This window comes from Dactylosporangium thailandense, assembly GCF_059739745.1.
On the sequence record NZ_AP029195.1, the window covers coordinates 4,509,553 to 4,535,379 of the forward strand.

Annotated in this window: 28 protein-coding genes; 16 read left to right on the forward strand and 12 right to left on the reverse strand. The window is 73.6% G+C overall.

Going from position 1 to position 25,827, the window contains the following annotated elements; genetic code table 11:
- The first annotated feature begins 69 nt into the window (after positions 1-69).
- The 8 genes from AC6JBM_RS19370 (at position 70) to AC6JBM_RS19405 (ending at position 8,193) form a co-directional block, all read left to right on the forward strand.
- Positions 70-594, forward strand: a complete 525-nt coding sequence (locus tag AC6JBM_RS19370; RefSeq protein ID WP_497984988.1) for a PadR family transcriptional regulator — start codon at positions 70-72, stop codon at positions 592-594.
- Positions 591-1,268: an ABC transporter ATP-binding protein gene (locus AC6JBM_RS19375; RefSeq protein ID WP_497984989.1), complete on the forward strand. Its 678-nt coding sequence runs from the start codon at positions 591-593 to the stop codon at positions 1,266-1,268. The genes AC6JBM_RS19370 and AC6JBM_RS19375 overlap by 4 nt, the downstream gene beginning before the upstream one ends.
- Positions 1,265-3,565, forward strand: a complete 2,301-nt coding sequence (locus AC6JBM_RS19380; protein WP_497984990.1) for an ABC transporter permease — start codon at positions 1,265-1,267, stop codon at positions 3,563-3,565. Before AC6JBM_RS19375 ends, AC6JBM_RS19380 begins: the two co-directional genes overlap by 4 nt.
- A 78-nt stretch (positions 3,566-3,643) precedes the next feature.
- Complete coding sequence (locus AC6JBM_RS19385; protein WP_497984991.1) at positions 3,644-3,907, forward strand: hypothetical protein; 264 nt, start codon at positions 3,644-3,646, stop codon at positions 3,905-3,907.
- The gene (locus tag AC6JBM_RS19390; protein WP_497984992.1) at positions 3,904-5,217 is read left to right on the forward strand and encodes an alpha/beta hydrolase; all 1,314 of its coding nucleotides are present in this window, start codon (positions 3,904-3,906) and stop codon (positions 5,215-5,217) included. Before AC6JBM_RS19385 ends, AC6JBM_RS19390 begins: the two co-directional genes overlap by 4 nt.
- A complete protein-coding gene (locus tag AC6JBM_RS19395) occupies positions 5,214-7,505 on the forward strand; it encodes a phosphatidylglycerol lysyltransferase domain-containing protein (RefSeq protein ID WP_497984993.1) in 2,292 nt (763 codons plus the stop codon). Before AC6JBM_RS19390 ends, AC6JBM_RS19395 begins: the two co-directional genes overlap by 4 nt.
- Before the next feature lie 56 nt (positions 7,506-7,561).
- Complete coding sequence (locus AC6JBM_RS19400) at positions 7,562-7,804, forward strand: hypothetical protein (RefSeq protein WP_497984994.1); 243 nt, start codon at positions 7,562-7,564, stop codon at positions 7,802-7,804.
- On the forward strand, positions 7,801-8,193 hold the full coding sequence (locus AC6JBM_RS19405) for a DUF5713 family protein (RefSeq protein ID WP_497984995.1): 393 nt from the start codon (positions 7,801-7,803) through the stop codon (positions 8,191-8,193). The genes AC6JBM_RS19400 and AC6JBM_RS19405 overlap by 4 nt, the downstream gene beginning before the upstream one ends.
- A 22-nt stretch (positions 8,194-8,215) precedes the next feature.
- Here AC6JBM_RS19405 and AC6JBM_RS19410 read toward each other — a convergent pair whose 3' ends face one another.
- The 4 genes from AC6JBM_RS19410 to AC6JBM_RS19425 form a co-directional block, all read right to left on the reverse strand.
- Positions 8,216-8,758, reverse strand: coding sequence for a hypothetical protein (locus AC6JBM_RS19410; RefSeq protein ID WP_497984996.1), 543 nt, complete (start codon positions 8,756-8,758; stop codon positions 8,216-8,218).
- Between the two features lie 64 nt (positions 8,759-8,822).
- The gene (locus AC6JBM_RS19415) at positions 8,823-9,080 is read right to left on the reverse strand and encodes a hypothetical protein (protein WP_497984997.1); all 258 of its coding nucleotides are present in this window, start codon (positions 9,078-9,080) and stop codon (positions 8,823-8,825) included.
- A gap of 68 nt (positions 9,081-9,148) precedes the next feature.
- Entirely contained in the window at positions 9,149-9,499 is a 351-nt protein-coding gene (locus tag AC6JBM_RS19420) for a hypothetical protein (RefSeq protein WP_497984998.1), read from the reverse strand.
- 77 nt (positions 9,500-9,576) lie between these two features.
- Positions 9,577-10,461: an NmrA family NAD(P)-binding protein gene (locus AC6JBM_RS19425; protein WP_497984999.1), complete on the reverse strand. Its 885-nt coding sequence runs from the start codon at positions 10,459-10,461 to the stop codon at positions 9,577-9,579.
- A gap of 102 nt (positions 10,462-10,563) precedes the next feature.
- Between AC6JBM_RS19425 and AC6JBM_RS19430 the strand changes: the two genes are divergently transcribed.
- Positions 10,564-11,112, forward strand: a complete 549-nt coding sequence (locus AC6JBM_RS19430) for a TetR/AcrR family transcriptional regulator (protein ID WP_497985000.1) — start codon at positions 10,564-10,566, stop codon at positions 11,110-11,112.
- A gap of 34 nt (positions 11,113-11,146) precedes the next feature.
- On the opposite strand, the gene AC6JBM_RS19435 is transcribed toward AC6JBM_RS19430, so the two are convergent.
- Complete coding sequence (locus tag AC6JBM_RS19435; RefSeq protein WP_497985001.1) at positions 11,147-12,610, reverse strand: NAD-dependent succinate-semialdehyde dehydrogenase; 1,464 nt, start codon at positions 12,608-12,610, stop codon at positions 11,147-11,149.
- 66 nt (positions 12,611-12,676) lie between these two features.
- Between AC6JBM_RS19435 and AC6JBM_RS19440 the strand changes: the two genes are divergently transcribed.
- On the forward strand, positions 12,677-13,633 hold the full coding sequence (locus tag AC6JBM_RS19440) for a LysR family transcriptional regulator (protein ID WP_497985002.1): 957 nt from the start codon (positions 12,677-12,679) through the stop codon (positions 13,631-13,633).
- Here AC6JBM_RS19440 and AC6JBM_RS19445 read toward each other — a convergent pair.
- Positions 13,617-14,030, reverse strand: coding sequence for a DUF3592 domain-containing protein (locus AC6JBM_RS19445; protein ID WP_497985003.1), 414 nt, complete (start codon positions 14,028-14,030; stop codon positions 13,617-13,619). The genes AC6JBM_RS19440 and AC6JBM_RS19445 overlap by 17 nt on opposite strands.
- A 180-nt stretch (positions 14,031-14,210) precedes the next feature.
- Here AC6JBM_RS19445 and AC6JBM_RS19450 point away from each other — a divergent pair, with 180 nt between their 5' ends.
- On the forward strand, positions 14,211-16,001 hold the full coding sequence (locus AC6JBM_RS19450; protein WP_497985004.1) for an endonuclease/exonuclease/phosphatase family protein: 1,791 nt from the start codon (positions 14,211-14,213) through the stop codon (positions 15,999-16,001).
- Positions 16,002-16,066: 65 nt separating this feature from the next.
- Positions 16,067-17,080 (forward strand): glycoside hydrolase family 18 protein, encoded by a 1,014-nt coding sequence (locus tag AC6JBM_RS19455; protein WP_497985005.1) that lies wholly within the window; start codon positions 16,067-16,069, stop codon positions 17,078-17,080.
- A 3-nt stretch (positions 17,081-17,083) separates the two neighbouring features.
- On the opposite strand, the gene AC6JBM_RS19460 is transcribed toward AC6JBM_RS19455, so the two are convergent.
- Positions 17,084-17,842, reverse strand: coding sequence for an AraC family transcriptional regulator (locus AC6JBM_RS19460; protein WP_497985006.1), 759 nt, complete (start codon positions 17,840-17,842; stop codon positions 17,084-17,086).
- A gap of 54 nt (positions 17,843-17,896) precedes the next feature.
- On the opposite strand from AC6JBM_RS19460, the gene AC6JBM_RS19465 reads away from it, so the two are divergent.
- The 3 genes from AC6JBM_RS19465 (at position 17,897) to AC6JBM_RS19475 (ending at position 20,526) form a co-directional block, all read left to right on the forward strand.
- Entirely contained in the window at positions 17,897-19,105 is a 1,209-nt protein-coding gene (locus tag AC6JBM_RS19465; RefSeq protein ID WP_497985007.1) for an MFS transporter, read from the forward strand.
- Positions 19,102-19,773: a 2OG-Fe(II) oxygenase gene (locus tag AC6JBM_RS19470; protein WP_497985008.1), complete on the forward strand. Its 672-nt coding sequence runs from the start codon at positions 19,102-19,104 to the stop codon at positions 19,771-19,773. Before AC6JBM_RS19465 ends, AC6JBM_RS19470 begins: the two co-directional genes overlap by 4 nt.
- 225 nt (positions 19,774-19,998) lie before the next feature.
- Positions 19,999-20,526, forward strand: coding sequence for a hypothetical protein (locus tag AC6JBM_RS19475; RefSeq protein ID WP_497985009.1), 528 nt, complete (start codon positions 19,999-20,001; stop codon positions 20,524-20,526).
- Between the two features lie 17 nt (positions 20,527-20,543).
- Here the strand turns inward: AC6JBM_RS19475 and AC6JBM_RS19480 are convergent, their stop codons facing one another.
- From AC6JBM_RS19480 to AC6JBM_RS19495, 4 genes are all read right to left on the reverse strand, one after another.
- Positions 20,544-21,383 carry a hypothetical protein gene (locus AC6JBM_RS19480; protein ID WP_497985010.1) on the reverse strand — a complete coding sequence of 280 codons (840 nt, stop codon included), beginning with the start codon at positions 21,381-21,383 and terminating at the stop codon, positions 20,544-20,546.
- Entirely contained in the window at positions 21,380-22,036 is a 657-nt protein-coding gene (deoC, locus tag AC6JBM_RS19485; protein WP_497985011.1) for a deoxyribose-phosphate aldolase, read from the reverse strand. The genes AC6JBM_RS19480 and deoC overlap by 4 nt, the downstream gene beginning before the upstream one ends.
- Positions 22,033-22,743 carry a GntR family transcriptional regulator gene (locus tag AC6JBM_RS19490; RefSeq protein WP_497985012.1) on the reverse strand — a complete coding sequence of 237 codons (711 nt, stop codon included), beginning with the start codon at positions 22,741-22,743 and terminating at the stop codon, positions 22,033-22,035. Before AC6JBM_RS19490 ends, deoC begins: the two co-directional genes overlap by 4 nt.
- Positions 22,744-22,827: 84 nt before the next feature.
- The gene (locus AC6JBM_RS19495; protein WP_497985013.1) at positions 22,828-23,769 is read right to left on the reverse strand and encodes a cation diffusion facilitator family transporter; all 942 of its coding nucleotides are present in this window, start codon (positions 23,767-23,769) and stop codon (positions 22,828-22,830) included.
- 341 nt (positions 23,770-24,110) lie between these two features.
- Here AC6JBM_RS19495 and AC6JBM_RS19500 point away from each other — a divergent pair, with 341 nt between their 5' ends.
- The gene (locus AC6JBM_RS19500) at positions 24,111-24,833 is read left to right on the forward strand and encodes a DUF1775 domain-containing protein (RefSeq protein ID WP_497985014.1); all 723 of its coding nucleotides are present in this window, start codon (positions 24,111-24,113) and stop codon (positions 24,831-24,833) included.
- Positions 24,834-24,838: 5 nt separating this feature from the next.
- Here the strand turns inward: AC6JBM_RS19500 and AC6JBM_RS19505 are convergent, their stop codons facing one another.
- On the reverse strand, positions 24,839-25,810 hold the full coding sequence (locus AC6JBM_RS19505; protein WP_497985015.1) for a formylglycine-generating enzyme family protein: 972 nt from the start codon (positions 25,808-25,810) through the stop codon (positions 24,839-24,841).
- Positions 25,811-25,827: the final 17 nt, after the last annotated feature.

Genomic DNA, 25,827 nt, shown 5'->3' on the forward strand with positions numbered 1-25,827 from the left:
CATCCCAGCTCAGGCTCTCTACACGACCGGTATACACATGATGTATACCGGTCGTGTAGAGTCGCTGGCATGTCCATCGGTCAAGCGTTCCTCGGGCTGCTCGAGACCCGCCCCCGCCACGGGTACGACCTGAAGCGGGCCTACGACGAGCGCTTCGGCGCCGACCGGCCCCTCGCCTACGGCCAGGTCTACGCGACCCTGTCCCGGCTGCTCAAGCACGGCCTGGTCACCGTCGACTCCGTCGAGTCCGGCGAGGGCCCCGACCGCAAGCGCTACGCCATCACCGATGCCGGAGTCGCCGACGTCGAACGCTGGCTCGCCCAGCCCGAGAAGCCCGAGCCATACCTGCAGAGCACGCTGTACATGAAGGTCGTCCTCGCCCTGTCCACCGGCCGGCCCGCCGCCGACGTCCTGGACACCCAGCGGGCCGAGCACCTGCGGCTGATGCGCGAGCTCACCCGCCGCAAGGCCGTCGGAGACCTCTCCGACCAGCTCATCTGCGACCACGCCCTGTTCCACCTCGAGGCCGACCTCCGCTGGCTGGAGCTCACCACCGCCCGCCTCGACGACCTCGCCAAGGATGTCCGCCGATGACCCCGCTGCTGTCCGCCGAGGACCTGCACAAGTCGTTCGGGTCCACCGCCGCGCTCGCCGGGGCCTCGATGTCGGTCGCGGCCGGGGAGATCGTCGCCGTGATGGGCCCGTCCGGCTCGGGCAAGTCCACGATGCTGCACTGCCTCGCCGGGATCATCCGCCCCGACGCCGGCCGGGTCCGCTACCGCGACCAGGAACTCTCCGCCCTGTCCGACACCCGCCGCAGCGCCCTGCGCCGCGGCGAGTTCGGCTTCGTCTTCCAGTTCGGCCAGCTCGTCCCCGAGCTCACCTGCCTCGAAAACGTCGCCCTGCCCCTGCGCCTCGACGGCGTGCGCCGCCGCGACGCCGAACAACGCGCCCGCGACTGGCTGCACCGCCTCGAAATCGACGACGTCACCGCCAAACGCCCCGGCGAGGTCTCCGGCGGCCAGGGCCAGCGCGTCGCCGTCGCCCGCGCCCTCGTCACCGGCGCCCGCGTCGTCTTCGCCGACGAACCCACCGGCGCCCTGGACTCCCTCAACGGCGAACGCGTCATGCGCCTGTTCACCGAAGCCGCCCGCGACACCGGCGCCGCCGTCGTCCTCGTCACCCACGAACCCCGCGTCGCCGCCTACTCCGACCGCGAGATCGTCGTCCGCGACGGCCGCGCCCTGGACCTGGAGCGCGCCCGATGAGGCGGCAGCTCAGCCAGCTCGGCCTCGGCGCCCGCCTCGCCCTCAGCGGCGGCCGCGAGGGCCTGATCCGCACCGCGCTCACCGCCGCCGGGGTCGCGCTCGGCGTGGCCGTGCTGCTCCTGGCCGCCTCGCTGCCCGGCATCCTCGACGGCCGCCACCACCGCACCGACGGCCGCGACGACATGCACTACGGCGACACACCGGCCGCGAGCGCCACGAGCATCCTGTCCGAGCCGGTGTTCAGCTCCTACCGCGACAAGTCCGTCCAGGGCCGCTTCGTCAAGGCCGAGGGCGACCGCCCGATCCTGCCGCCCGGCGTGACCGCGTGGCCCGCCGACGGGCAGATCGTCGTCTCCCCCGCCCTGAAGACCCTGCTCGAGTCGCCGGACGGCCGGCTGCTGCGCGAGCGGTTCCCGCAGCCCATCGCCGGCACCATCGGCAAGGAAGGCCTCTCCGGCCCGAACGAGCTCTACTTCTACGGCACCCGCGACTCGCTCGCCGAGGGCCAGCCCCGCGTCATGCGGGTCACCCACTACGGCTCCGACTCGCCCAACAAGCGGCTCGACGCCTTCCTGCTGCTGCTCACCGTCGTCGTGCTCGTCGCGCTGCTGCTGCCCGTGGCCATGTTCGTCGCGGCGGCCACCCGCTTCGGCGGCGAGCACCGCGACCGGCGCCTCGCCGCGGTCCGGCTCGTCGGCGCCGACACCTGGATGACCCGCCGGATCGCGGCCGGCGAGGCCGTCGTCAGCGCCGTGCTCGGGGTGCTGCTCGGCGCCGTGCTGTTCGTCGCCGCGCGCCCGTTCGCGGAGCGGTTCGAGGTCGCCAGCCTGAGCGTCTACGGATCCGACATCACCCCGGGCCCGATCATGGCCGCGCTCATTGCCGCGGGTGTACCGCTCGCCGCCCTCCTCATGACCGTCTTCGCGCTGCGCCGCGTCGTCGTCGAACCGCTCGGCGTCGTGCGCCGCGCCACCAGCCGCACCCGGCGCCGGGTCTGGTGGCGGCTCCTGCTGCCCCTCATCGGCCTGGCCCTGCTCGCCCCGCTCTTCGGCACCAAGGCCGCGACGTTCAACGTGTGGCAGGTCAGCGGCGGCGTCATCCTGCTGCTCATCGGCGTCTCCACGCTGCTGCCCTGGGTCTTCGACCGCATCGTGCACCGCCTCGGCGGCGGCTCTCTCGCCTGGCAGCTCGCCCTGCGCCGGCTCCAGCTCTCCGGCGACAGCGCCGTGCGGGCCGTCAACGCGATCGCGGTCACCGCGGCCGGCGCCATCGCGCTGCAGATGCTCTTCGCCGCCGCCCAGCACGGGTACACCAGAGGCACCGACTACGACGTCGCCCGGGCCCAGGCCATGCTCCTCACCTACACGACCGACGGCTCGCACGCCCGCACCGCCGCCGACATCGACGCCACCGTCCGCGCCACGCCGATCGTCTCCGGCTCCCACACCCTGCGCGGCGGCTTCGGCGAGCTCGGCGACAACTCCTTCGAGGTCGTCGTCGCCGACTGCGACACCCTGCGCCTGCTCGCCGACCTGCCCTCCTGCGCCGACGGCGACGTCTTCGGCATCGGCTCGATCAGCCCCGCGACCGTGGGGGACACGCCGCCCGAGCTGACGAGCCTCGGCGGCCAGAGGATCACCCTCGGCGACGACGCCGAGCCGTGGACCGTTCCCGGCCCGGTGCGGCCCGCCACCGTGCGCGCCGACCCGAGCGGCCAGGAGCACGCCGGCCTGCTGCTCACCCCGTCGCGCGCCCCGGCGGCCGGGCGCGTCCAGCGGTTCGTGACCTTCGTCCGGTACGACACCAATGCCCCGGACGCCGACGAGCTGATCCGCAACGCCGCCGCCCGCATCGACCCCGTGACCGACGTGTCCATCCTGCGCGCCACGCGCACCGACGCGACCTTCTCCAGCATCCAGCGCGGCCTCTACGCGGGCACCGCCGTGGTGCTGCTGCTCGTCGGCCTCAGCCTGCTCGTCGCCACCATCGAGCAACTCCGCGACCGCCGCCGCACCCTGGCCGCCCTCGTCGCGTTCGGCACCCGCCGCGGCACCATCGGCCTGTCGATCCTCTGGCAGACCGCGGTACCGGTCGCGCTCGGCCTGCTGATCGCCGCCACCCTGGGCATCGCCGTCGGCGCGGTCCTGCTGAAGATCGTCTCCGAGCCGGTCCGGCTCGACTGGCCGAGCATCGCCGGCGTCACGGGCATCGCGGCGGCCCTGGTCCTGCTGGTCACGGCGGCGAGCCTGCCGCCGCTGTTCCGCCTGATGCGCCCCGAGGGCCTGCGCTTCGAGTAGCGCCGGCCCGGCCGAGGGAACCTTTGCGGCCGCCACAACGTCCTTAAGGCGGGTACTCGTCGCATTGGGGGAAACGACGTGCGGACTCGGACGGTGGCGGCGCTGCTCGGCGCGGTGGTCGCATTCGGCGCGGCCATCGACCTCGCCACGGCGGCCACCGTCCGGCCCGGGCCCGCCGTGGTGCGCACCGACTACACGACGCCGCCGTGCCAGCGCCGCTCGCCGGGCCCGGCGCGGCCGTCGCACCGGGCCGCTCCCCCGGGCCGGCGGACGACCTGGCACTGCCACGCGCCGAGGCCCGCGCACCCGGGGCGGTCGGCGCCGCGCGAGCGGGCCCGATGAGCCGGCCGCTGGACTGGCCGCTGCTGCACGGGCCGGTGCCGTTCGCGGTCTCGGCGGCGGCGATCGCGAGCCTGGGCCTGCTGCTGCACGGCGTCGCGCGGCACCGGCCCGGGCGGGCCCTGGTCGGCTGCGCGGCCGCCGCGACCCTGGCCGCGGCCGGAGGCCACCTGGTGGACCGGGTGTGGCGGCCGTTCCCGGACCGCCTCCCGCCGATGGTGCTCGTCTGGGCCGGGTGCGGGCTGGCCGGGCTCGCCCTGTTCGCGCTCGGATGGCCCGGCGCGCGCGGGCGCCGGCGGCTGCTGAGCGCGGTGGCCGCCGCGGTCGCGCTGATCGGGTGCCTGTCGGAGATCAATGCGATGTTCGGGCAGTACGACAGCCTCCGCGCCGCCCTCGGGATGCGCCCCGCGAACACCGTCGGCCTCGGCGACACCACCGCCGCGCCCCGCCTGGTCGTCCCCGATCCCGCCCGCGGCCTGGCCCCGGTGTGGCGGCGCCCGGCGGATCTGGGCGCGACGGGCCGGCTGATGACCGCGCCGATCCCCGGCTCGCGATCCGGATTCGCGGCACGGCCCGCATGGATTTATCTGCCGCCGTCGTACTGGTCCGAGCCCCGCCCCCAGCTGCCCGTCCTCGTGCTGATCGCCGGCCAGCCCGGCGCCCCCCGCGACTGGATCGACGGCGGCCACGTCGAGAAGGTGATGGACGAGTTCGCCGCGCGGCACGACGGCCTCGCCCCGATCGTCGTCATGCCCGACGCCCTCGGCGCGCTGACCGCCAACCCGCTGTGCCTGGACTCGCGACTCGGCAACGTCGAGACCTACCTCGCCGAGGACGTCCCGGACTGGCTGCGGGCGCACCTCGACGTCGACCCGGACCCGCGGCGCTGGGCGGTCGGCGGATACTCCTACGGCGGCACGTGCGCGCTGCAGCTCGGCGTGCGCCGGCCCGACCGCTTCCCCACGCTGCTGGACATCTCCGGGCAGTCCGAGCCGACGCTGGGGGATCGCCGGTCGACGGTCGCCGCGGCGTTCGGGGGCGACGCGGCCGCCTTCGCCCGGGTCAACCCGCGCGACATCATGGCCGCGCAGCGCTTCCCCGGCACCGTGGCGCTGCTCGTGGCCGGGCGGGACGACGCCGAGTACGAGCCGCAGGCGAAGGTCGTGCGGGCCGCCTGCGAGGCTGCCGGGATGCGGGTCGAGTGGTGGGAGCTGCCCGGCAACCACAGCTGGACGGTCTGGGGCACCGGCCTGGTGGTGGCGCTGCCGATCCTGGCCGCACGCCTCGGCCTTGCCACGGAGGCGCCCCGATGACGCGCCGCCTGCGCCGCGTGCCGGTCGGCCTGCTGGTGCTCGCGACCATCCCGTTCTGGCCCATGCCGGCCGCCACCGCGCTGGCCTCGGTCGTGGCCGTGGTGGCGCTCGGCCTGCCGATCGAACGGCGGCTCGGCTCCCCGCGGGCCGCCCTGGTGCTCGTCGCGCTGCAGCTCGCCGTCGCCGGCTGGTGGTTCCCCGGGTCCGCGGGGGCGATCGGGCCGCTGCCCGCGGTGCTGGGGCTGGTCCTCGCCGGCAGCGCTGTGCTGCACCCGTTGTGGCGGCGGCGGATCCGGCTGCTGCTCGTGCCCGTGTGCATGATGCCGCTGTACGCCGGCCGCCCCGCCGACTACGCCGCGCTGCTCGGTGCCGGGGCCGGGCTGGCGATCGGCCCGCTGCTGCGGGGACGCCGGACGGGTCCACGGCCCGAGCCGCCCAGCGCGCCGGAGATCCGCACGCTGCTCGCGCTCGTGGTCGCCGCGTGCGCCGTCGGCCCGCTCATGGCCACGCTCGCCACGCACGCCGAGGGGCCGCTTGCCGTGCTGCGGTACGTCGTGCTGGCGACACCGCCCGATCCCGCCGACCTGCAGGCCGCGTGCACCGACCCGGAGCTCAGCGCGCAGTGCCGCTCGCTCGTGGCCCAGCTGCGCGCCGACGGGCTCGGCCCGCTGCTGCTGTCCGTCCTGCCCGCCGGGCTGCTCCTGCTCGCCGCCGAGGGGCTGCGCCGCGGGCGCCGGCTCGGGCTGTGGCTGGCCGTCGCCACGAACCTCGTGCTCGCGCTGGCCGGGGCGCTCGCCTTCGACCTGGTGCCGCGGCTGCTCGCGCCCGGGGCCCCGTTCGACGACGCGGCCGAGGCCGTGGCCGTCGTCGCGTCGGTGACCCTGCCGCTGCTCGTCGCCGGGCTGCTCGTCGCGCTGCGCCGGCACTTCCCCGCGCGCTCGGACCCCCGCCGGGTGCGGGCGGCGTGGCTGTTCGGCGCCGGTGGGCCCCTCCTCGCGTGCGGGGTCTACCTCGGGGGCGGGTGGCTGCTGCGGTACGACTTCGAGCCCGTCCCGTCCTTCACCGGACTGCTGCTGGACCTTCCGACCCGGTTGCTCCCGGTGGGGTACCTCGACGCCGTCCCGCCGGCGTTCGTGGCCCGCACGCCGGCCGCGGCGGTGCTCCTCGGCTGGGCCGGCACCGCCGCCTGGCTCGCGGTGCTGACCGGCATCGCGCGGACCTACGCCGGCGACCGGACCCCGGAGGGCGGCACCGACGCGGCCCGGGCCCGGCGGCTGCTCGTCCAGCACGGCGGCGACGCGATGTCCTACATGCTCACGTGGCCCGGCAACACCTACTGGTTCAGCGCCGACGGCCGCACCACCATCGCCTACCGCGTGCGGTCGTCGGTAGCGCTCACCCTGGGCGGCCCCGTCGGCGCCCCGGACGCCCGGGCGGCGGCGCTGGACCAGTTCAGCCGCGACTGTCTCGCCCGGGGCTGGAAGCCGTGCTTCTACAGCATCGACGCGGACACCGCGCTGACGCTGGCCGGCCGCGGCTGGAGCCTGGTCCAGGTCGCCGAGGAGACCCGCCTGGGCCTGCCGACCCTGACCTTCCGCGGCCGCCAGTGGCAGGACGTGCGCACCGCGCTGAACCGGGCCGCCCGCGACGGGCTGCGCGCCGAGTGGCACCGCTTCCGCGAGGCCCCGCCCGCCATCGCCGCCCAGATCCGCGCCGTGTCGGCCGAGTGGGCCGGCGCCAAGGGCCTGCCCGAGATGCGCTTCACCCTGGGCGGCGTGGCCGAACTCGCCGACGACGAGGTCCGCTGCCTGCTCGCGGTGGACGCGACGGGCCGGGTGCACGGCATCACGAGCTGGCTCCCGGTGTACCGCGACGGCGCCGTCATCGCCTGGACCCTGGACGTCATGCGCAGGGTTCCCGGCGGCGCCAACGGCGTGATGGAGTTCCTGATCGCGACGGCCGCGCAGCAGTTCCGCGACGAGGGCGCCGAGTACGTCAGCCTGTCGGGCGCCCCGCTGGCCCACCGCGAACCGCCCCCGCCGACGGGCCTGCCGCACCTGCTGGACCGGGCCGCGACTCGCCTCGAGCCGGTCTACGGGTTCCGGGCGCTGCTCGCGTTCAAGGCGAAGTTCCAGCCGCAGTACCGCCCGCTGTACCTCGCCTACGCCGACCCCGCGGCACTGCCGTCGATCGGCCGGGCGGTGCTGCACGCGTACCTGCCGGAGCTGACGGCCGGCCAGGGCGTCCGCCTGGCACGCCGGCTGCTGCGCCCCGCGAAGCCGCGCTGACCGGCACCCGGCGCGGCGCGCCTGCCGACCGCGTCGCCGGAAAGACCCATTCGGCGGTGATCGGCCCGGACGCCATCGCCGTACAGATCGAGCCCGCCCTGTTCCGTCTGCCGAGCGAGGCGGCGGCCCGCATCGGCGCGGCCCTGCCGCAGGAAGTGCTGATCGACCTCCCGGCCCGCGCCCCGGACGCGGTTCCCAGCCCGAACCGTGCCGCCGGCCTGCGCGCCTGTGGCCGCCGGCTCGCCATGCCGGCCCGCGCACGCCTGGATCGATTGTCGCTGCCTACGCTGTCGCCATGATCGAGCGTTTGACCCATCGGTGGCGGCGAGAGACGGCGGAGCAGGAGGAGGCGGTCGCAGCCGGGACGATGCCGCGAGAAGAGGCGTACGCGCTGACGTTCTTCCCGCCTGCGTTCGTCGCCGCGGTGGACGCGGCCCTGGAGGCGTACGAGCAGGAGGTCGCGAGCCTGGATCCACCGACGGACGAGACGGTGTGGGCCGCGGTCGAACGGGTCGTGCTAGCGCTCAACGACGTCGACCTGGCGTTCGGCGAGCACATCGAGACCATGACCCGGGAGGAGCTGAGCGAGTACATCGAAGACGTCCTGGCCGAGGCCGGCATCGACGTCGAGGCCCTGCTGGAACGCCGCGGCGTCGACGAGGCGGCCGGTGAGTGGCGCGACTGGTGAGCCGAGGGCGTCCGCTTGCCGTCTAGGACCCTGAGTCTCGGCCGCGTCTCGGGGACCATGGCATGTCGGTGTTGAAGTGCTCGGCCGTGTTCGACTGCTGGCGCACGACTCGGTCCGGCTCGGGGTGTGCGGGCCAGAATTGCAGCAGATAGTGCTCGTCGGGTTCTTCAGGTTCGTCGAAGCCCTCCTCGCTGAAGTCCATGCCGTAAGCGTGGTACCGGACCCGGTAGTGCTGCTGTTCGAGGTCGAGCGGCCACCGTCGTTCCCCCGCCCACTGCATGAGTTGCACGGTAGCCGTGGCGGGGCGGAATGATGCCTCGACGATGTCTTCCCAGACATCGTCGGGCAGCGGTTCGGTGTCGTGCCGTTCTATTCGGAGTGCGATGTAGCCGCTGTGTTTGCCGGTGTGGAGGAACAGGAACCCGGGGATGTCGGCGCCGCACATTCCGTTGTGCATGCTGAAAGCCTCGAACGGGTCGCTGGGGCTGATCGTTCCGGGTTCGCGGCTCTCGACGTAGAGCTGCCGGTAGTGGACCCGGACCGTGTCGTCGAAGAGCACCCGCATGACCGGATTATGGCGGTCGCGCGTGCCCGGAACGGCCGATTCGGCCACCCCGGGCAGGCGGACTTCACTCGCGCCGGCGGCGGATCGCCGGGAACTCCAGGGCCACGAGCCGGCCGCCCGGCATGGTGATCACGCGCCGGACGGTGCGGACCTTGACGAGCGGGCCCCGGGCGAACGGATCGGGGTCGACCTCGGCGAGGCACCGCAGCAGCGTCACCGCATCGCAGGTGGCAAGCAGGCGCCGCGCCCACTGCTCCAGCTCCTCCGTCGCGCCCTGGTCGCCATCGTCGTCCGGCGGATCGGGCTCGGCATCGCTCCGCATCGGCCCTCCATTCCTCTCACGACGATTGACGTGTCCCGGGCGCGTCCGCGTTGCCTGCGCGGCGGATCTCAGCGTCGGCGGCTCAGCCAGCTCCCCTTGGTGTCCGGGGCGACGGGCGCCTCGCTCGCCTGGGCAGCGGCGGCGAGCTGCCGCCGGAGCTCGTCGATGAGCAGGCGGCGCTCCTCGGCGCGGGCCTGGGCCTCGCGGGCGGTGGCCGTCGCCTCGGCGGCCTCGGTGTGCGCGGTGGTCAGCTCGGCCCGGTGGTGCTCGTCGGCCGCCTCCAGCGCGGCGATCTGGGTCTGCAGCGCCTCGACCTGGCCCTCCAGGTGGGCGACGCGGAGCTCGGCCCGGCGCAGTCGTGCCACGGGCGAGGTGTCGTCGTCGGTGATCCAGGTCTGCTCCGTTGCCGTATCTGCCATGCTCCGCTCCATTCACATGAACGCCGGATGTATGCGACCTGACGGTACGACTGCGAGCTGAGTGTTCGCTGGGATCTCTAGTGCGAGCGGGCCCACCGCTCGAAGGTCGTCGTCGCGATGCCGAGCGCCGCGGCCATCGCCGGGCGGGCCGGGGCCGGGTAGGTGTCCATCCGCCGCTGCGACTTCGCCAGCTCCGGCGGGACGCCCCAGGCGACCGCCTGCTCCGGGCTGTCCGGCAGCTCGATCGGCTCCGCCCGGACGGCGTTGAGGATCTCGGCCGCGCGGCGCAGGGACACCTCGTCGCCCGCGAGCTCCAGCACGACCTCGTGGAAGCGCCCCGGGTCCGCGAGCGCCGCGAGCGCGGCCGCGCCGATGTCCCGGACCGCGACCCACGGGCGGACGGCGTCGAGGTCGTTGACGACCGTCAGCCGGTTCGACGTGAAGCCCGCGAACCACAGTGACGGCGGCCGCAGGTTCTCCATGAAGCCGGCCGGCCGCAGGATGGTCCAGGCGCCGAAGCCGGCCTCGCGGACCACTCGCTCGGCCTCGATCTTGCTGCGCCAGTAGTGGGCCGGGAAGGCGCCCCACCGCTCCTCGTCGAACGCCCCGGGGTCCTCGTTGCCGGCGCCCGACACCGAGGTGTGCACGATCCGGTCGATGCCGGCCGCCCGGCTCGCCGTCACCAGGTTGCGGGCCCGCCGGACCTCGTGGTCGGCCATCAGGTTCGCGTAGTCGGCCGTCTCGATCGAGAACACCGCGGTCGCGCCGGCCGCGGCCGGCGCCAGGGACGCGGGGTCGTCGAGATCGCCCCGTGCCAGCGTCGCGCCCGCCGCGGCCAGCCGCAGCGCCGCCTCCGACGACGGGTCGCGCACCAGCGCCCGGACCGGCCACCCGGCGTCGAGCAGGGCACGGGCGACCGCGCCGCCCTGATTGCCGGTCGCGCCCGTCACCAACACGGTCATGGGGTACTCCTCTCGCCAGAAAACGGGGTGGTGCCCCGTTTCGTTGGCACGACGATATGGGGTGGTACCCCGTTTGTCGAGCGGCGGCTAGGATCAAGCGCGATGAGCAGCCAGCAGACCCCGCAGCGCGCCGACTGGCGCCGCAACCGCGAACGCCTGCTCGCCGCCGCCGCCGAGATCGTCGCCCGCGACGGCGCCGCCGCCTCGCTCGAGGAGATCGCCCGCCGGGCCGGCGTCGGCTCGGCCACCCTGCACCGGCACTTCCGATCCCGCGAGGCCCTGCTGACCGAGGTCTTCCTGGAGGGCGTCGAGCGGCTGGCGGCCCGCGGCCGGGAACTCGGCGCGACCGCGGGCGGCGACGGGCTGACGGCCTGGCTGGAGGAGCTGACCCGCTACACCGCCACCACTCGCGGGCTCGCCGTGTCGCTGCGGCCGACCGGGGCCGCGACCAGCGGCTGCCACGGCGTCCTCGCGGATGTGGCCGCCGAGCTCGCGACGGTCGCGGCCGGGGCCGGACGGCTGCGCCCCGGGATCGCCGTCGACGACCTGCTCGCCCTGGCCAACGGCATCGCCATCCAGGCCGAGGGCGACGCGGACCTGGCCACCCGGCTGCTGCGCATCGCCATCGCCGGCGTCGAGCCCAGCCCGTGACCCGGCGCCGGGCACAGCGCGAGGTCCCCGGGCTTCACCAGGCGATGCTGAAGTACTGGGTTTCCAGGTACTCCTCGATGCCGGCCCGAGCCCCTTCGCGTCCGATGCCACTCTGCTTGACACCGCCGAACGGCGCCGCGGGATCGGAGACGAGGCCGCGGTTGATGCCGACCATTCCGGCGTCGATACGCTCCGCGAGCCGCAGCGCATCGCCGAGTTCGCCGTACACGTAGGCGGCGAGCCCGTACTCGGTGTCGTTGACCATCGCCAGGAGCTGCTCGGGATCGCTCCAGGTCACGATCGGCGCGACCGGCCCGAAGATCTCTTCGCGCACGAGCGGGGAGTCGGCCGGGACATCGGTGACGACGGCCGGGCTGTAGAAGTATCCCTCGGCGGTCGCCGGCCGCGACCGGTACGCCAGCCGTGCCCCGGCGGCGAGGGCCTGCTCCACCAGGTCGGTGACCCCGGCAAGGGCTCGCTTCGAGATCAGCGGCCCGACGTCGGCGCCCGACTGCGCGGGGCCGACGGTGAGCGCCTCCACCCGCGCCCCGAGGCCGGCGGTGAACCGCTCCGCGACGCTCTCGTGCACGTAGAACCGGTTCGCCGCCGTGCACGCTTGACCGCCGTTGCGGAACTTGGCGATCATCGCTCCGTCGACGGCGGCCGCGACATCGGCGGTCGCGGTGACGATGAACGGTGCGTTGCCGCCGAGCTCCATCGACGTGTTCAGCACCCGGTCCGCCGCCTGCCGCAGCAGGGTCCGCCCGACGCCGGTCGATCCGGTGAAGGAGAGCTTGCGGACGTCGGGATGCCGAAGCCAGGTGGTCACGATCCCGGCGGCGTCCAGGCCCGCGACGACGTTGACGACACCGGCGGGCACGCCGGCCTCCCCGAGCAACCGCGCGATCGCCAGGGCGGTGAGCGGTGTTTCGGCGGCTGGCTTCAGCACCACCGTGCAGCCCGCGGCGAGTGCGGGGGCGATCTTGCGCGTGGCCATGGCGGCCGGGAAGTTCCAGGGCGTCACCAGCGCGGCGACGCCGACCGGCTTGTGGGTGACGATCGTGCGGGTGCCACCGGCCGGCGACGGCCCGTAGTCCCCACCGGAGCGGACCGCCTCCTCGGCGTACCAGCGGAAGAACTCCGCCGCGTATTCGACCTCTGCTCGCGCGTCGGCGTGTGATTTGCCGTTCTCGGCGCAGATCAGCGCGGTCAGCTGCTCGGCGTCGCGGAGCATCAGCTCACGGGTCCGGCTCAGCAGCTCGCCGCGGGTGCGAGGCGGAAGCGCGGCCCAGGCCGGGAATCGGGCCGCGGCGGCGTGCGCGGCGGCGGCGGCCTCGACGGCGGTGCCGTCCGCGACATGGGCGATGGTCTTCGTGGTCGCGGGGTTCTCCACGGCGAACACACCACCGCCGGCGGCGGCCGGGTTCAGCATCTCGATGTAGGCGGTCACATCGTCGGTGCAGGCGGTGGTCACCCGGGTTCGCTCAAGATCGCCCATGGCCTTGATAGTGGGCTGCCACCAACCATGCCGTCCAACACCTGTTCGGCACTAGAATCATGTCTGGTGAGCATTGATCTGCGCCTGCTGACCTACCTGGTCGCCACCGTCGATCAGGGGTCGGTCACGAAGGCGGCCCAGGCGCTCCACCTCACCCAGCCTGTGCTCTCCCGGCAGCTGCGCGAGCTGGAGCGGCGGATCGGGCTGTCGCTGTTCGAACGCGCCGGCCGGCGACTTCGGCTGACCCCGGCCGGCGAGGAGTTCCTGGCCAGGGCGCGCGGCCTGCTCGTGCAGGCGGACGAGGTCGAGCGCGCCGCCGCGCACCTGGCGGCCGGAGGGCTCGACGTGCTGCGCCTGGCCGTGCCGACGACGACGCTGACCGACGTGCTCGCCCCGTTTCTGGCGACGTTGGAGCACCACGATCCCGTACCGATCGTGCGTGAGCTGGACCCGCGCGGCGCCCTGGCCGCGCTGCAGTCCGGTGCGGACCTCGCGATCGTGACCAACCGGCCGCCGCGGGGGCTGGCGAGCATCCCGCTCGCGGTGCTGCCGATCTGGGCGTACGTGCGCGGCGACGACCCGTGGACGGCTCAGGCCGAGGTCCCGCTGCACCGGCTCGTCGACCGGCCGCTCGTCCTCATGACCGAGCAGTACCGCCCGCGCATCATCCTCGACCGCGCCGTCGACGAGGCGGGCCTGACCTACGGCGCCGTGCTGGAGTGCACGAACGCGCAGGTGGCGCAGGCCCTGGCCGCCGCGGGCCGCGGCGTCGCGATCGTCTCGGACGACCCGAGGTTCGACCTGGTCCCGCTGCGGGTGCGCTCCGATGCCGGACTGCTGCGGATACACCTGTTCGCGGCATGGAACCCCGTGCACCACGCCGCGCGGGAACTGGGGAGGTTCGCGACCCGCATCTCGGACTTCTGCGTGCGGCGCTACGGGCCCGAGGTGCGGCCGGTCGGCAGTCCCGGCGGGTCGTCCGCCGGGACTGCCGGAGCCGGAGGGGTTACAGCATCAGGTTGATGGCCAGGGAGGCCACGCCGACGATGGCGACCAGCGGGCCGATCACGACGAACACGCCGCGCAGCACATTCGTGGCGCCGGCCATGCCCTCCAGCTGGGCCCGGTACGGCTCGGCCGGGTCGTAGAGCACGACGACCGGGGTGCCGGGCCGGTAGCGGGGCGGGTTGGTGCCGACCTGCTCGGTCGCGCGCATCGGGTGCCCCTCGCGGGTGTGGTAGTCGTACACCGGCATCGCGACGTCGCTGCCGTCGACCTGCCGCCACATGTTGTCGACCACCATGCCGTTGACGCGGACCGCCCGGGCGCGGAACTTCCGGGAACTCTTGATGCGCTTTATGCCACTGACGGTGACGATCGTGCCGATCACGACCGCCCCGAGGGAAATCAACAACCACATGGCCGACCATGATGTCGGTCGAGGCCCCGGCGATCCGCTCGAAGTCGATCAACCGACAGTAGGCAACCGGCCGCGCCCATGAAGAGTTCATCGACAGTCTGGCTGGCCATGCATTGCGCCCGCGGCGAGACGGCATCGAGGATCAAGGTGATCGCCGAACGTCTATCCCCAGGAGATCCTGTGCGAAGACTCCTCCTCGTCGTGCTCGCGGTGCTCGCCGCCGTCGTGCCCGCCCCGTCCGCCGCGTTCGCCGCGGCCGACGGGACCCTCGCCGCCGCCTCCGTCCCGGCCGGCCAGGACATCCGGTTCACGTACTCGACGCCCACCCCGAACGCGAAGAACTGGGTCGGCCTCTACTCCGACCCCGGCAACGGGCCGGTCAACCAGGTCTACGTCGGGCAGTCGACGAAGTGGGCCTACGCCCCGTCGGCCAGCGGCTCGGGCACCCTGCCCACCGCGGGACTCGCCCCCGGCGCGTACGTCCTGTACTTCCTCTACAACGACGGGTACACCTGGCTCGCCCAGCCCGTCAAACTCCAGCTCACCGGATCCCTCACACTCGCCTCGACGACAGTGCCCGCGGGAAGTCCGATCCAGGTGTCGTACGCCACCACGAAACCGAACGCGAAGAACTGGATCGGCCTCTATCACAACCCCGGCAACGGCCCGGTCAACCAGGTCTTCGTCGGCCAGAGTGAGCAGTGGACCTACACGGCCGGCGCGAGCGGCACCGCATCGCTGCCCACGACCGGACTCCTGCCCGGCGACTACATCGTGTACTACCTCTACAACGACGGGTACACCTGGCTCGCCCAACCGGTCCCGCTGCGCATCTCCGGCACGGGCACCCCGCACTTCCCGACCGCGGCGTTCACGCTGCGCAACGCCAAGGTCGGCACCGCGTACTCGGCCACCGTCGGCGGGCTGGTGCTGGGCAACACCGCGGGCCTGACCTTCGCCAAGACCTCCGGGCCGGCCTGGGTGAACGTCTCCGGCACGGGCGCGGTCACCGGCACCCCGACCGCGGCCGGCACCGCGACCGTCGGCATCCGCGCCACGACCAGCGGCGGCACCGCGAACGCGACCGTCACCATCCGGGTGCAGTCCGGCGCGCTCGTCCCGCAGGTGCGCGTGCTGAGCTGGAACCTGTGGCACGGCGCCACCGTCGTGGACAACGGGCCCGAGAAGGTCATGAAGTTCCTGCTCGAACGCGACGTCGACGTCGTCGGCATCCAGGAGAACCAGGACGGCGTGGCCCAGTCGATCGCCAACGCGCTCGGCTGGTCGGCGTACCAGAACGCCGACGTCGCGGTGCTGAGCCGCTACCCGATCACCGCCACGACCCCCACCACCGCCGGCGTGGCGGTCGCGGCCCGCGTCGACCTCGGCGCCCGCTCGCTGCGGCTGTGGAACGCGCACCTCGGGTACACCCCGTACGGCCCCTACGACGCCTGCTTCGGCCACCTCACGGTCCAGCAGCTCCTCGACCGCGAGGCATCCTCCGGCCGCACCGGCCAGATCAACGGCGTCATCTCCGCGATGGCCTCCGACCTGGCCGCGTCCGCGACCACCCCGGTGCTGCTCACCGGCGACTTCAACGCGCCGTCCCACCTGGACTGGACGGCCGGGAACTCCCGCTGCGGCTACGGCAACGTGCCGTGGCCCACGTCGACCGCCCCGGCCGGCGCCGGGATGACCGACTCGTACCGCCAGGCGCACCCGAACCCCGCCCTGAGCCCTGGCAACACCTGGTCGCCGGTGGACAAGACGTTCGCCGGCGGCTACGGCTACGACTCCCACACCGGCGAGCCCGAGCCGCAGGACCGCATCGACTTCGTCCACTACCGTGGCCCGCTGACCGTGCTGTCCTCGGACGCGCTGTGGGAGGGCACCCCGTCCCAGTCGAACCCCGCGGGCAACGCCTGGCCGTCCGACCACGCCGCCGTCCTGACCGTCTTCGCCGTCAACTGAGCCGGCGCGGGGTTTCCGTACGCTGTCGGCGTACGGAAACCCCGCGCTACCAGGGAGAGCACCACATGCCGACGAGTACCGTCCTGGGCGGCTACTACTACTCGGGCCCGATCGAGGCGATCCCCGCCGACCGCCTGACGCACCTCTTCTACGCCTTCGCCACCATCGAGCGCGGCCGCCTCACCCTGCCGCCCGCCGCACCCGCGGCCCTGGCGTACCTGCGCCAAGCCCACCCGCACCTGAAGGTCATCCTCTCGGTCGGCGGCTGGGCCGCGGACGGCTTCTCGGACGCAGCGCTCACGGCCTCGTCGCGGGCGACGTTCGCCGACGAGTGCCTGACCCTGGCGGCCGGCTTCGACGGCGTGGACCTGGACTGGGAGTTCCCGGTCTCCGGCGGCCCGGCCGAGGTCGTCCACCGCCCCGAGGACCGGCGCAACGCCACCCTGCTCGCCCGGGAGCTGCGCGACCGCCTCGGCCCCGACCGGCTGCTGACCGCCGCCCTGCCCGCGGGGCGCCTGCAGTCCGCGGGCCCCTACGACCCGGCGGAGAGCTACGAGCTCGAGGCGTTCGCCGGGCTGCTCGATTTCGTGTGCCTCATGACGTATGACTTCGGCACCGTCTTTTCGCCGATCGCGACCTTCAACGCCGCGCTGCCCGAGGTGGCCGACGCCGTCGACCACTACGAGAGCCAGGGCGTGCCGCGGGAGAAACTCGTGCTGGGCGTGCCGTTCTACGGCCGCGGCTTCCGCGCGGAGCCGCCGGGCCTGTTCCAGCCGCAGGCCGGCGCCGTGCACGTCGGCGACTACCGGGACATCGCGCGGGACCTGCTGCCCGATCCGGCCTGGGAGCGCCACCGGCACCCGGAGGCCCGCTCGCCGTGGCTGTACCACCCGCAGACCCGCACGTTCGTCTCCTACGAGGACGCCGAGTCCATCGGGGAGCGCGCGGCCTTCGCCGCCGAGCACGGCCTGCGCGGCGCTTTCACGTGGCACCTCGGCGGCGACGACGACGAGCACTCACTGCTGGACGCGATGGTCCGCCCGTTCCGCCCCGGCGAAGACCCGCTCGCGAGCGGCTGACCGTCAGGGTGACCCCGGCCGCTCGCGGTTGTGGCGGCCGGGGGTGTGCCCGAAGGCCTGGCGGAACACGTCGATGAACGCGCTCGTCGACGACCAGCCGCACCGGTGCGCGACGGTCGTGACCGGGGTGTGCTCCGCCAGCAGGACGAGGGCGTGGTACAGCCGCAGCTGCGTGCGCCACTGCGGAAACGTCATCCCGAGGTCGGCCTTGAACAGCCGCGTCAGGGTGCGATCGCTCGCGCCGACCTGTCCGCCGAGCGCGGCCAGGGTGCGATCGTCGGCCGGATTCGCCCGCAGGATCGCGCACAGCTCGCGCAGCCGTGCGTCGCCGGGTGTCGGAAGGTGCACGGGTTGCTGCGGGGCCGCGCGCAACTGGTCGAGCAACACTGCGCGCAGCCGGCGCCGCTGCGGCGTGTCGTCGTGCGGCGGGCGCGTGTACTCGACGATGAGCTCCCGCAGCAGCGGCCCCACGGCGAGCACGCCCGGCTCGGTCAGCCGCAGCGGGTTGACCGTCGCGGGCAGGCCGAGCAGGTGCAGCTCGAGCTCGCCGTGCGCGTGGTGCGCGTGGACGGTCCCGGCCGGCACCCAGATCGCGCGCGTCGCCGGGGCGATCCACGAGCCCCGGTCGGTCGTGATCGCGAGGGTGCCCCGGGCCGCGTACGCGATCTGGTTCTCGTCGTGCCGGTGCGCGTCGATCTCGCCGCCACGCGGGAGCGCCTGGACCCGGGTCGGCGCCGTGGGCACGTGGCGGATGTTCGTCATTGCTTGGCAGTCTATCGGAAGCGGGACACGGGGCCGGGCCGCGACCATCGGAGGATGTCGCGAAACAAGTCGATGCTCCTGCTGGCGCTCGGGCATGCGTGCGTGGACATCTACCAGGGCACGGTGGCGGCGCTCGTACCCGCCTTCGTCGCCGAGCGCGGCTACGGCTACGCGGCCGCGTCGGGCATCGTGCTCGCCGCCTCGCTGCTGTCCTCGGTGGCCCAGCCCGCGTTCGGCGCGCTCACCGACCGGTGGGCGCTGCCCTGGCTGCTGCCCCTGAGCACCTTCCTCGGCGGCCTGGGCGTCGCGGCCGCCGGCCTCAGCGGGTCGTACCCCGTCACGCTCGCCTGCGTGGCCGTCTCCGGCCTCGGGGTCGCCGCCTATCACCCCGAGGCCGCGCGGATCGCCCGGCTCGTGAGCGGCCGCAGCCACACGGCGATGGGCACCTTCTCACTCGGCGGCAACCTCGGCTTCGCGGTCGCGCCGCTGGTGACCGCGGCCGTCGTCGGCACCGGCGGCCTGCACCGCTCGCCGCTGCTGCTCGTGCCCGCCCTCGCCGGGAGCGCGCTGTGCCTGCCGGTCCTGCGCGCCCTGCGCCGAAACGCGCAGACCGACGCGCTCGGCGCCGCGCGTTCGCGCACCGACGACCGATCCGCGTTCGTCCGGCTGTCCCTCGTGGTGATCCTGCGATCGATCGTGTTCGTCGGTCTGAGCGCGTTCATCGCCCTCTACGCGCAGCAACGCACATCCGGCGGCGCCTGGGCGGGCAGCGTCGCGCTGTTCCTGCTGTACCTCGGCGGCGCGGTCGGCACGGTGCTGGGCAGCCGCCTGGCCAACCGGTGGAGCCGCGTGGCGGTGCTGCGATGGTCGTACCTGACGGTCGCCGTGGCCGTCGCGGGTGTCGTAGTCGTCCCCGGGCCGTGTTTCTTCGTGTTCGTCGCGCTCGCCTCGGCGGGCCTGTACGTCCCGTTCTCGCTGCAGATCACGCTCGCGCAGGACTACCTGCCCTCGCGCGTCGGCACCGCGAGCGGCGTCACGCTCGGCCTGGCGGTGAGCGTCGGCGGGGTCGCGAGCCCGCTCATCGGTACCGTCGCCGATCGCTCGTCCTTGCAGGCCGCACTGGCGCCGCTGATCGTCCTGCCGGTCGCGAGCTGGCTCGTGGCGCGCACCCTGCGCGAGCCCGCCGCCCCGATGCAGGATCCGATGCGAAGTCCGATTCCCGCAAGCCAGCAGGTCCCCGCCCGCGACACGATGGGGGCGTGACCATCTCCGCAGGCCTCGACGACGTCGGCTGCGCGCCGATCGGCCGGCTGCTCGAGGACGCCGACTGCCGCGAGCTCGCCGCGCTGTTCGAGCACGACGAACACTTCCGCTCGACCGTCGACATGGCGCGCCACCGCTTCGGCTCCGGCCGCTACAAATACTTCCGGCGCCCCTACCCGGCGCTGATCGAAGAACTACGGCAGCAGTTGTACCCGCAGCTGCTGCCGATCGCCCGCGACTGGGCCGCCCGCCTGCGGCGCCCGGCCCCGTGGCCCGACACCCTGGACGAGTGGACCGCGATGTGCCACGAGGCCGGGCAACGCCGCTCGACCGCGATCCTGTTGCGCTACGAGTCCGGCGACTGGAACGCCCTGCACCGCGACCTGTACGGCGATCTCGTCTTCCCGCTGCAGGTGGTGATCGGCCTGAGCGAGTACGGCACCGACTACACCGGCGGCGAGTTCATGCTGGTCGAACAGCGCCCGCGGGCCCAGTCCCGCGGCACGACGGTCCCCCTGGTGCGGGGCCACGGCCTGGCGTTCACCACGCGCGACCGCCCGGTGCGCTCGGCCCGAGGCTGGACCGCGGCCCCCGTCCGCCACGGCGTGAGCGTCGTGCGCGGCGGCACCCGCTACGCGCTCGGCCTGGTCATGCACGACGCCGAATGAGCCACAGCCCTCGCTATGGTGCCGGCGTGTCCGTCCGATGCCGCTTCCAGACAGGCCGATGGGTGCCTCGGCGACGGGGACGGCATCCCGTTCCGGCATGCCGGGGCGCTCGGCGCGGCGAACGCCGCGATGCGCCGCCGAGGGGCCGACACGCGGTTGCGGGCGCTGCTCGCCCCTCACGAATGATCCGGACTGTGGACGTCGCCGCCGTACTACGATGCGGCAGTGATCGAACTGCGGCACATCGTTTTGTTCGCCGAGTACGCGCAGTTCTACGTTCAGGATGCTGATGCTCACGACCGCGTTATGCGCGCCGGCGCGGCGATGGACCCCGATCGTCCGGCAGGTGGCTGGACTCACGACGCTGTCCAGGTACATCGGATCGGACTGGAACCGCATTCGATTTCGGTGGGAACAGCACGTGAGGACCTCGTCGCAACGGTTCTGGCGGTGCACACCAGCCCGCCGCAACTGATCGCCGACGCCGAGCACGTCGTGGAGGCCGACCTCGATGTCCCGACCGGGGTCGCATCAATCGTGGGCTGCACACAGCCGGGCGCTCCCGAACACGCGCTGACCGTGACGCCCGGCCGGTACCGTGCGCGAGTCTCCTACGTACCCTCAGCTCCACCCGCAGGCTCCGACCCAGAGGAGCCAGGCGACTATCTCAGCTACCAGATCGACATCTGGCCGGGCACCGACCCGAGCCCCCTCACCGTACTCCGACAGGGACCATCACCCTGGGCAGGCTGAGCCCGCACCACGGTGAGTCATCCGGCCGTGGGGCAAGCGGCGACCTCGACGGCGGTCTTGTCGTCGTGCCGCTTCGTGCGCGGCCACCGCCACCCGTCCAAGTCCGACTCCTCGGTCGCATGGACCCGCCGCAGCCAGGCCCCCACGCCGTGGTCCCGCAGCTCGTCGACCAGCCCGCCCCAGTCGGTCAGCTCGTAATCGGACACCCCGGCGGCAGCCCCGTCCGACATGAGGACCAGCGCGGCGAGGTCGCCGATCGCGAAGCTGCGCTCGACGGCGTGCCGGGCCACGGCGGGCTCGGCCTCGGCGACCCAGAAGCCGTGCGGCCGGTTGAAGCTGCGCCGTTCGGTGCGCTGCACGGACGCGATGAGGGCGGCGAAGCCGGGGTCGAAGCCGCGGCCCGCGCGGAGGTGCTCGCGGTAGGCGGCGCGCTCGGCGGGGGCGGTGGCGGCCAGCCGGTCGTCGCCGACGAGCTCGGTGCGGCCGGAGGTCCAGCGGATGACGGCCGGGCTGTCGCCGAGCACGAGCAGGTCCGCGCGTTCGGTGTTCCAGCGGGCGATCGTCGCGGTGCTGTACGGGCTTTCGCCGGGCCGCAGGCCGTGGGTGTCGCGGACGTGCGCGATCGCGTCGGCGAGGATGTCGGCGAGTGGTGTGCCGTGGCCGGGCAGGCGTCCGGTGAGGGCCTGGCCGAGGGTGCGGGCGTACCAGCCGCCGTCGCGGGGGTCCGGCCCGTCGTACGTGTGCAGCCAGGAGGTGGCGCCGTCGAGGACCGCGGCGGCGCCGTCGACCACGACGAGCTGGTCCTGGTTGGTGGCGCGGTCGCCGCGCAGGGTCGCCGCGGATGCGATCCAGGTCATGTGCGGGCGGCGAAGTCGTCGAGGATGGTCTCGGTGGCGGTCGCGCCGAAGCGAGTGGCGCCGGCCTCGTGCAGGGTCAGCAGTGTGTCGAGGGTGCGGACGCCGCCGGCGGCCTTGACCTCGATGGACGGGGACACCGTGGCCCGCATGAGCCGGATGTCGGCCAGGGTCGCGCCGCCGGGGGCGAAGCCGGTGCTGGTCTTCACGAAGTGGGCGCCGGCGCGCTCGGCGAGGCGGCAGCCGGTGACCTTCTCCTCGTCGGTCAGGTACGCGTTCTCGAGGATGACCTTCACGATCCGGCCCTGGGCGGCGGCGACGACCGCGGCGATGTCGTCGTGGACGTAGCCGGTGTCGCCGTCGCGGAGCCGGCCGATGTGCAGGACCATGTCGATCTCGTCGGCGCCGGCCTCGACGAGCGCCCGGGTCTCGGCCGCCTTGACGGTGGTCGTGGTGTCGCCGTGCGGGAAGCCGGCCACGGTGCCGACGAGCACGCCGGTGCCGGCGAGGGCGGTCACGGCGAGCGGGACGTCCGACGGGCGGACGCAGACCGAGGCGACCTCGCGGCGGGCCGCGATCTCGCAGCCGTGCCGGACGTCGGCGGTGGTCAGCTCGGGGCGCAGCAGCGAGTGGTCGATCATCTTGGCGACGTTCATGCGGGTGCCTGCACGTCGAACGTGACCCGCAGGGCATAGCGGGAGCCGACATAACGGCTGATCGTGTACTCCAGCGGCGCCGCCTCCTGGTCGACGATGAGCCTGGTCTCGACGAGCAGTGGCTCGTCCTCGGGCACCTGGAGCCGGTCGCCGTCGGGGCCGGCCGGCTGGGCCGTCAGGGTCGAGGAGCCCAGCGTCGGGCGCAGCCCGAGACGGTGCAGCGTGCGGTGCAAAGACCCGCCCTCGAGGTCGGCGTCGAGCAGCGCGGTCAGGTGGGCGGGGAAGCAGGCGTACTCCACCGCGAGCGGCGTCCCGTCGGCCATCCGCACGCGGACGATCGAGACCACGCGGGGCGCGGCCGCGGTGAGTCCCAGCGCCGCCGCCTCCTCGCCGGACGCGGCCCGGACCTCGGCCTCGACCAGCCGCGACGAGGGTGTGCGGCCCCAGCTGCGGACCTGGTCCTGGAAGCTCATGAGGGTGCCGGCGGCGCGGGGTGCGGGCCGCTGCCGCACGAACGTCCCCCGGCCCTGGATTCGCTCGATCAGCCCGTCGGCCTCGAGCGCGTTGAGCGCGGCCCGCATGGTCATGCGCGCGACGCCGAACTCCTCCGCGAGCACCGCTTCGGCCGGCAGCGCGTCGCCGGGCCGGGCGCCGGTCAGGCGCGTGCGCAGCTCCCGCTCGATCCGCACGTACAGGGGCGCCTTCACCACACGTCCTCCAAGTCATCTAGACAACCTAGATGTTGGCATGGTCGTGCGGGAGATGTCCAGGGTTCCGGCGCGGCCGCGGGGTCAGGAGGCCGCCGGCGAGCGGTACGAGACGCCGTGCGAGTCCTCGCAGTGGGGGCCGCCGAGGCTCGCCTCGCGGCCGGTGAACACGGTGGGACCGGTGCCGGCGTGGTCGACCTGGAGCGTGCTGTGCGTGATGCGGTACTCCTGCCGCAGCATGGTCTCGATGGCGGCGCGCACGGCGTGGCAGTCGCGGCCCGCTGTGACGAGCACGTGGGCGGACAGGGCCGGCTCGCCGGAGGTGATCTCCCAGACGTGCAGGTCATGGACCTCGACCACGCCGCCGACCGCCGCCAGCCGCGCCCCCAGCGCGGGCGGGTCGATGCCGGTCGGGGCCGCCTCGAGGAAGATGCGCCCGGACGCGCGGATGAGCCCGATCCCGGCCTTGAACATCAGCACCACGACGACGAGGGTGGCGATGGGGTCGGCCCGGGTGAAGCCGGTCAGCACCATGACGAGGCCGGCGGCCGCGGTGGCGATGAACGCGAACAGGTCGTTGAGGATGTGCTGGAACGCGCCCTCGACGTTGAGGCTGGACCGGTTCGCCCGTGACATCGCCCACGCCGCGGCGAGGTTGACCACGATCCCGGCGAGCGCCGTGACGAGCACGAGCCCGCCGGCGACCTCGGGCGGGTGCATGAGCCGGCGGATCGCCTCGAAGCCGAGCCAGCCGCCAAGGATGATCATGGTGAGCCCGTTGGCCTGCGCCGAGAGGATCTCGGCCCGCTTCAAGCCGAAGGTGTACCCCCCTTTCGGCGGCCGCGCCGCCAGCCGCATGGCCACGAGCGCGAGCACGATGGCACCGGCGTCGGTCAGCATGTGCGCGGCGTCGGAGAGCAGCGCAAGGGACCGGGCGAGGAGGCCGACGACGACCTCGCCGGCCATGAAGACCCCGATCAGGCCGAGCGCGAGCGTGAGCCAGCGCCGGTCGGCATCCGCGGCCACACCGTGAGCGTGGCCACCGTGCCCATGCCCGTCGTGCCCATGGTCATCGTGCCCATGGTCGTCGTGCTCCTGACCACCAAGCTCGTGGTCACCGACGTGCTCGTGGTCATGACGCTCGGTGTCGCTCCTGCTCATGGCAAGCGGCCTCTCGTGACCCGGAACCTCGACGTATGCGCGATGCCGCATATGTCACCACCGTACTCTCCCATCGCAACGCACGCTGGAGGGAATGGCGACACCCCCGGGAGGCGGCTGACCGAAAGGCGTCTCCGGCTCGAACTTCGAGTGACGGTAGTAGTACGGTACCGGGGCTCGATTCTGAATCTTGAGGAGTTGCCGTCATGGCGAACGGTGGCCCGCGGCGCCTGGCCGTGTACAGCGCGGCGATCGCGGCCGGCCTGATGGCCACCCTGCTGCCGGCCGCCCCCGCGTCCGCGCACGTGAAGGTCAGCGCGGACAAGCCGCACGTGAGCGCCCGGAATGTGACGATCACGTTCACCAGCGAGGGTGAATCCTCGCGGGCCGGCATCAGCGCCGAGCGGGTCGCGCTGCCGGACGGCATCGAGATGGGCGACGTGGAGCTGGTCGACGCCCCGCAGGGGTGGTCGTTCAGCGCCGGGACGGAGGGCTACACGATCTCCGGCCCCGCGCTGAAGCCCCGGGCCGACGCGGTGCACACGATCCGCATCGCACAGTTGCCGGCGGCGGCCCGCATGCTGGCCTTCAAGACGCTGGAGACGTACAGCGACGGCAGTGTCACCCGCTGGATCGACCTCCCGGAGGCGGGCAACCCGGAGCCCGAGCATCCGGCCCCGGTGCTCATGCTGCAGCCGGCGGCCGCCACCTCCAACGCCGCCCCCGGCACCGCCCACAGCGCCGCCCCGAGCGTCGCGGCCACCGAGCCCGCGGCCGGGAGCCCGACGCCGGTCGCCGCGAACCAGGACACGAGCCAGAACACCGCGGGCACGGTGACGGCGATCGCGCTCATGACCTTGGCCCTGCTGGTCGTCGCCGGCGTCCTGCTCCTCGTCGTCCGCACCCGCCGGCGCCGCACCACCCCGTAGCCGCGCTACGGCACGTCGGCGGCGCAGCGGAAGCCGCAGTGTCCGGTCGAGCTGTCCGGGGTGCTGCTCGTGCGGGCGGCCACCCGGTAGCGGTTGCAGTAGCTCACGTGGCACAGGTATGAGCCGCCGCGCATCGCACGGGCCGCGCCCGAGGGCGGGCCCTTCGGGTCGATGCGGGTCTGGCGGGTCGCTTCCCGGTGCCAGTCGGCGCTGAACCAGTCGGCGCACCACTCCCAGACGTTGCCCGAGGTGTTGTACAGGCCGAATCCGTTGGCCTCGAACGCGCCGACCGGTGCGGTGCCGGCGTAGCCGTCCTCAGCGGTGTCCAGCCGGGGGAACGTGCCCTGCCAGGTGTTGCACCGGTGCACCCCGCCGGGTGCCAGCTCGTCGCCCCAGGGGAAGCGGGCTCGTTCGCGCCCGCCCCGGGCGGCCATCTCCCACTCGGCCTCGGTCGGCAGCCGTTTGCCCGCCCAGGCGGCGAAGGCGACGGCGTCGTGCCACGACACGTGTACCACCGGGTGGTCCGGCCGGTCGGTGATGTCGGAGCCGGGCCCGTCGGGGCGGCGCCAGTCAGCGCCCTCGACCGCGAGCCACCACGGCGCCCCGGGCACGGTCGCGTCCATGACGTGCGGCCGTGCCGCCGGGTGCAACAGCCGATGGAAGACGAAGGACCAGCCGAACTGCTCGGCCTCGGTACGGTGTCCGGTCGCCGCGACGAAGGCCGCGAACCGTGCGTTGCTCACGGCCGTCGTATCGATCCGGAACGCCGAGAGCGTCACCTCCCGGATCGGGCCCTCCCCGTCGGCGGGGAACGCGTCGGGGTCGTCGCCGCCCATGAGGAAGGTCCCGGCGGGCACCGTCACCATCGCGGCGTCGTCGGTGCCGCGGCCGGCGTCCGGGGCGGCGGATCGGCCGGTGGACGGTTCGGCGGCGCCGGGCGGCGGTACCCGCCCGGGAGCGCAGCAGCTGTTGGTCATCCTTGCCCTTTCGGCAC

Bases quoted from the DNA above. Each gene is read 5' to 3' on its own strand.
- AC6JBM_RS19370 (WP_497984988.1), top strand. From the start codon at position 70: ATGTCCATCGGTCAAGCGTTCCTCGGGCTGCTCGAGACCCGCCCCCGC.
- AC6JBM_RS19375 (WP_497984989.1), top strand. From the start codon at position 591: ATGACCCCGCTGCTGTCCGCCGAGGACCTGCACAAGTCGTTCGGGTCC.
- AC6JBM_RS19380 (WP_497984990.1), top strand. From the start codon at position 1,265: ATGAGGCGGCAGCTCAGCCAGCTCGGCCTCGGCGCCCGCCTCGCCCTC.
- AC6JBM_RS19390 (WP_497984992.1), top strand. From the start codon at position 3,904: ATGAGCCGGCCGCTGGACTGGCCGCTGCTGCACGGGCCGGTGCCGTTC.
- AC6JBM_RS19395 (WP_497984993.1), top strand. From the start codon at position 5,214: ATGACGCGCCGCCTGCGCCGCGTGCCGGTCGGCCTGCTGGTGCTCGCG.
- AC6JBM_RS19405 (WP_497984995.1), top strand. From the start codon at position 7,801: ATGATCGAGCGTTTGACCCATCGGTGGCGGCGAGAGACGGCGGAGCAG.
- AC6JBM_RS19410 (WP_497984996.1), bottom strand. From the start codon at position 8,758: ATGCGGGTGCTCTTCGACGACACGGTCCGGGTCCACTACCGGCAGCTC.
- AC6JBM_RS19415 (WP_497984997.1), bottom strand. From the start codon at position 9,080: ATGCGGAGCGATGCCGAGCCCGATCCGCCGGACGACGATGGCGACCAG.
- AC6JBM_RS19420 (WP_497984998.1), bottom strand. From the start codon at position 9,499: ATGGCAGATACGGCAACGGAGCAGACCTGGATCACCGACGACGACACC.
- AC6JBM_RS19425 (WP_497984999.1), bottom strand. From the start codon at position 10,461: ATGACCGTGTTGGTGACGGGCGCGACCGGCAATCAGGGCGGCGCGGTC.
- AC6JBM_RS19430 (WP_497985000.1), top strand. From the start codon at position 10,564: ATGAGCAGCCAGCAGACCCCGCAGCGCGCCGACTGGCGCCGCAACCGC.
- AC6JBM_RS19435 (WP_497985001.1), bottom strand. From the start codon at position 12,610: ATGGGCGATCTTGAGCGAACCCGGGTGACCACCGCCTGCACCGACGAT.
- AC6JBM_RS19445 (WP_497985003.1), bottom strand. From the start codon at position 14,030: ATGTGGTTGTTGATTTCCCTCGGGGCGGTCGTGATCGGCACGATCGTC.
- AC6JBM_RS19455 (WP_497985005.1), top strand. From the start codon at position 16,067: ATGCCGACGAGTACCGTCCTGGGCGGCTACTACTACTCGGGCCCGATC.
- AC6JBM_RS19460 (WP_497985006.1), bottom strand. From the start codon at position 17,842: ATGACGAACATCCGCCACGTGCCCACGGCGCCGACCCGGGTCCAGGCG.
- AC6JBM_RS19465 (WP_497985007.1), top strand. From the start codon at position 17,897: ATGTCGCGAAACAAGTCGATGCTCCTGCTGGCGCTCGGGCATGCGTGC.
- AC6JBM_RS19480 (WP_497985010.1), bottom strand. From the start codon at position 21,383: ATGACCTGGATCGCATCCGCGGCGACCCTGCGCGGCGACCGCGCCACC.
- deoC (WP_497985011.1), bottom strand. From the start codon at position 22,036: ATGAACGTCGCCAAGATGATCGACCACTCGCTGCTGCGCCCCGAGCTG.
- AC6JBM_RS19500 (WP_497985014.1), top strand. From the start codon at position 24,111: ATGGCGAACGGTGGCCCGCGGCGCCTGGCCGTGTACAGCGCGGCGATC.
- AC6JBM_RS19505 (WP_497985015.1), bottom strand. From the start codon at position 25,810: ATGACCAACAGCTGCTGCGCTCCCGGGCGGGTACCGCCGCCCGGCGCC.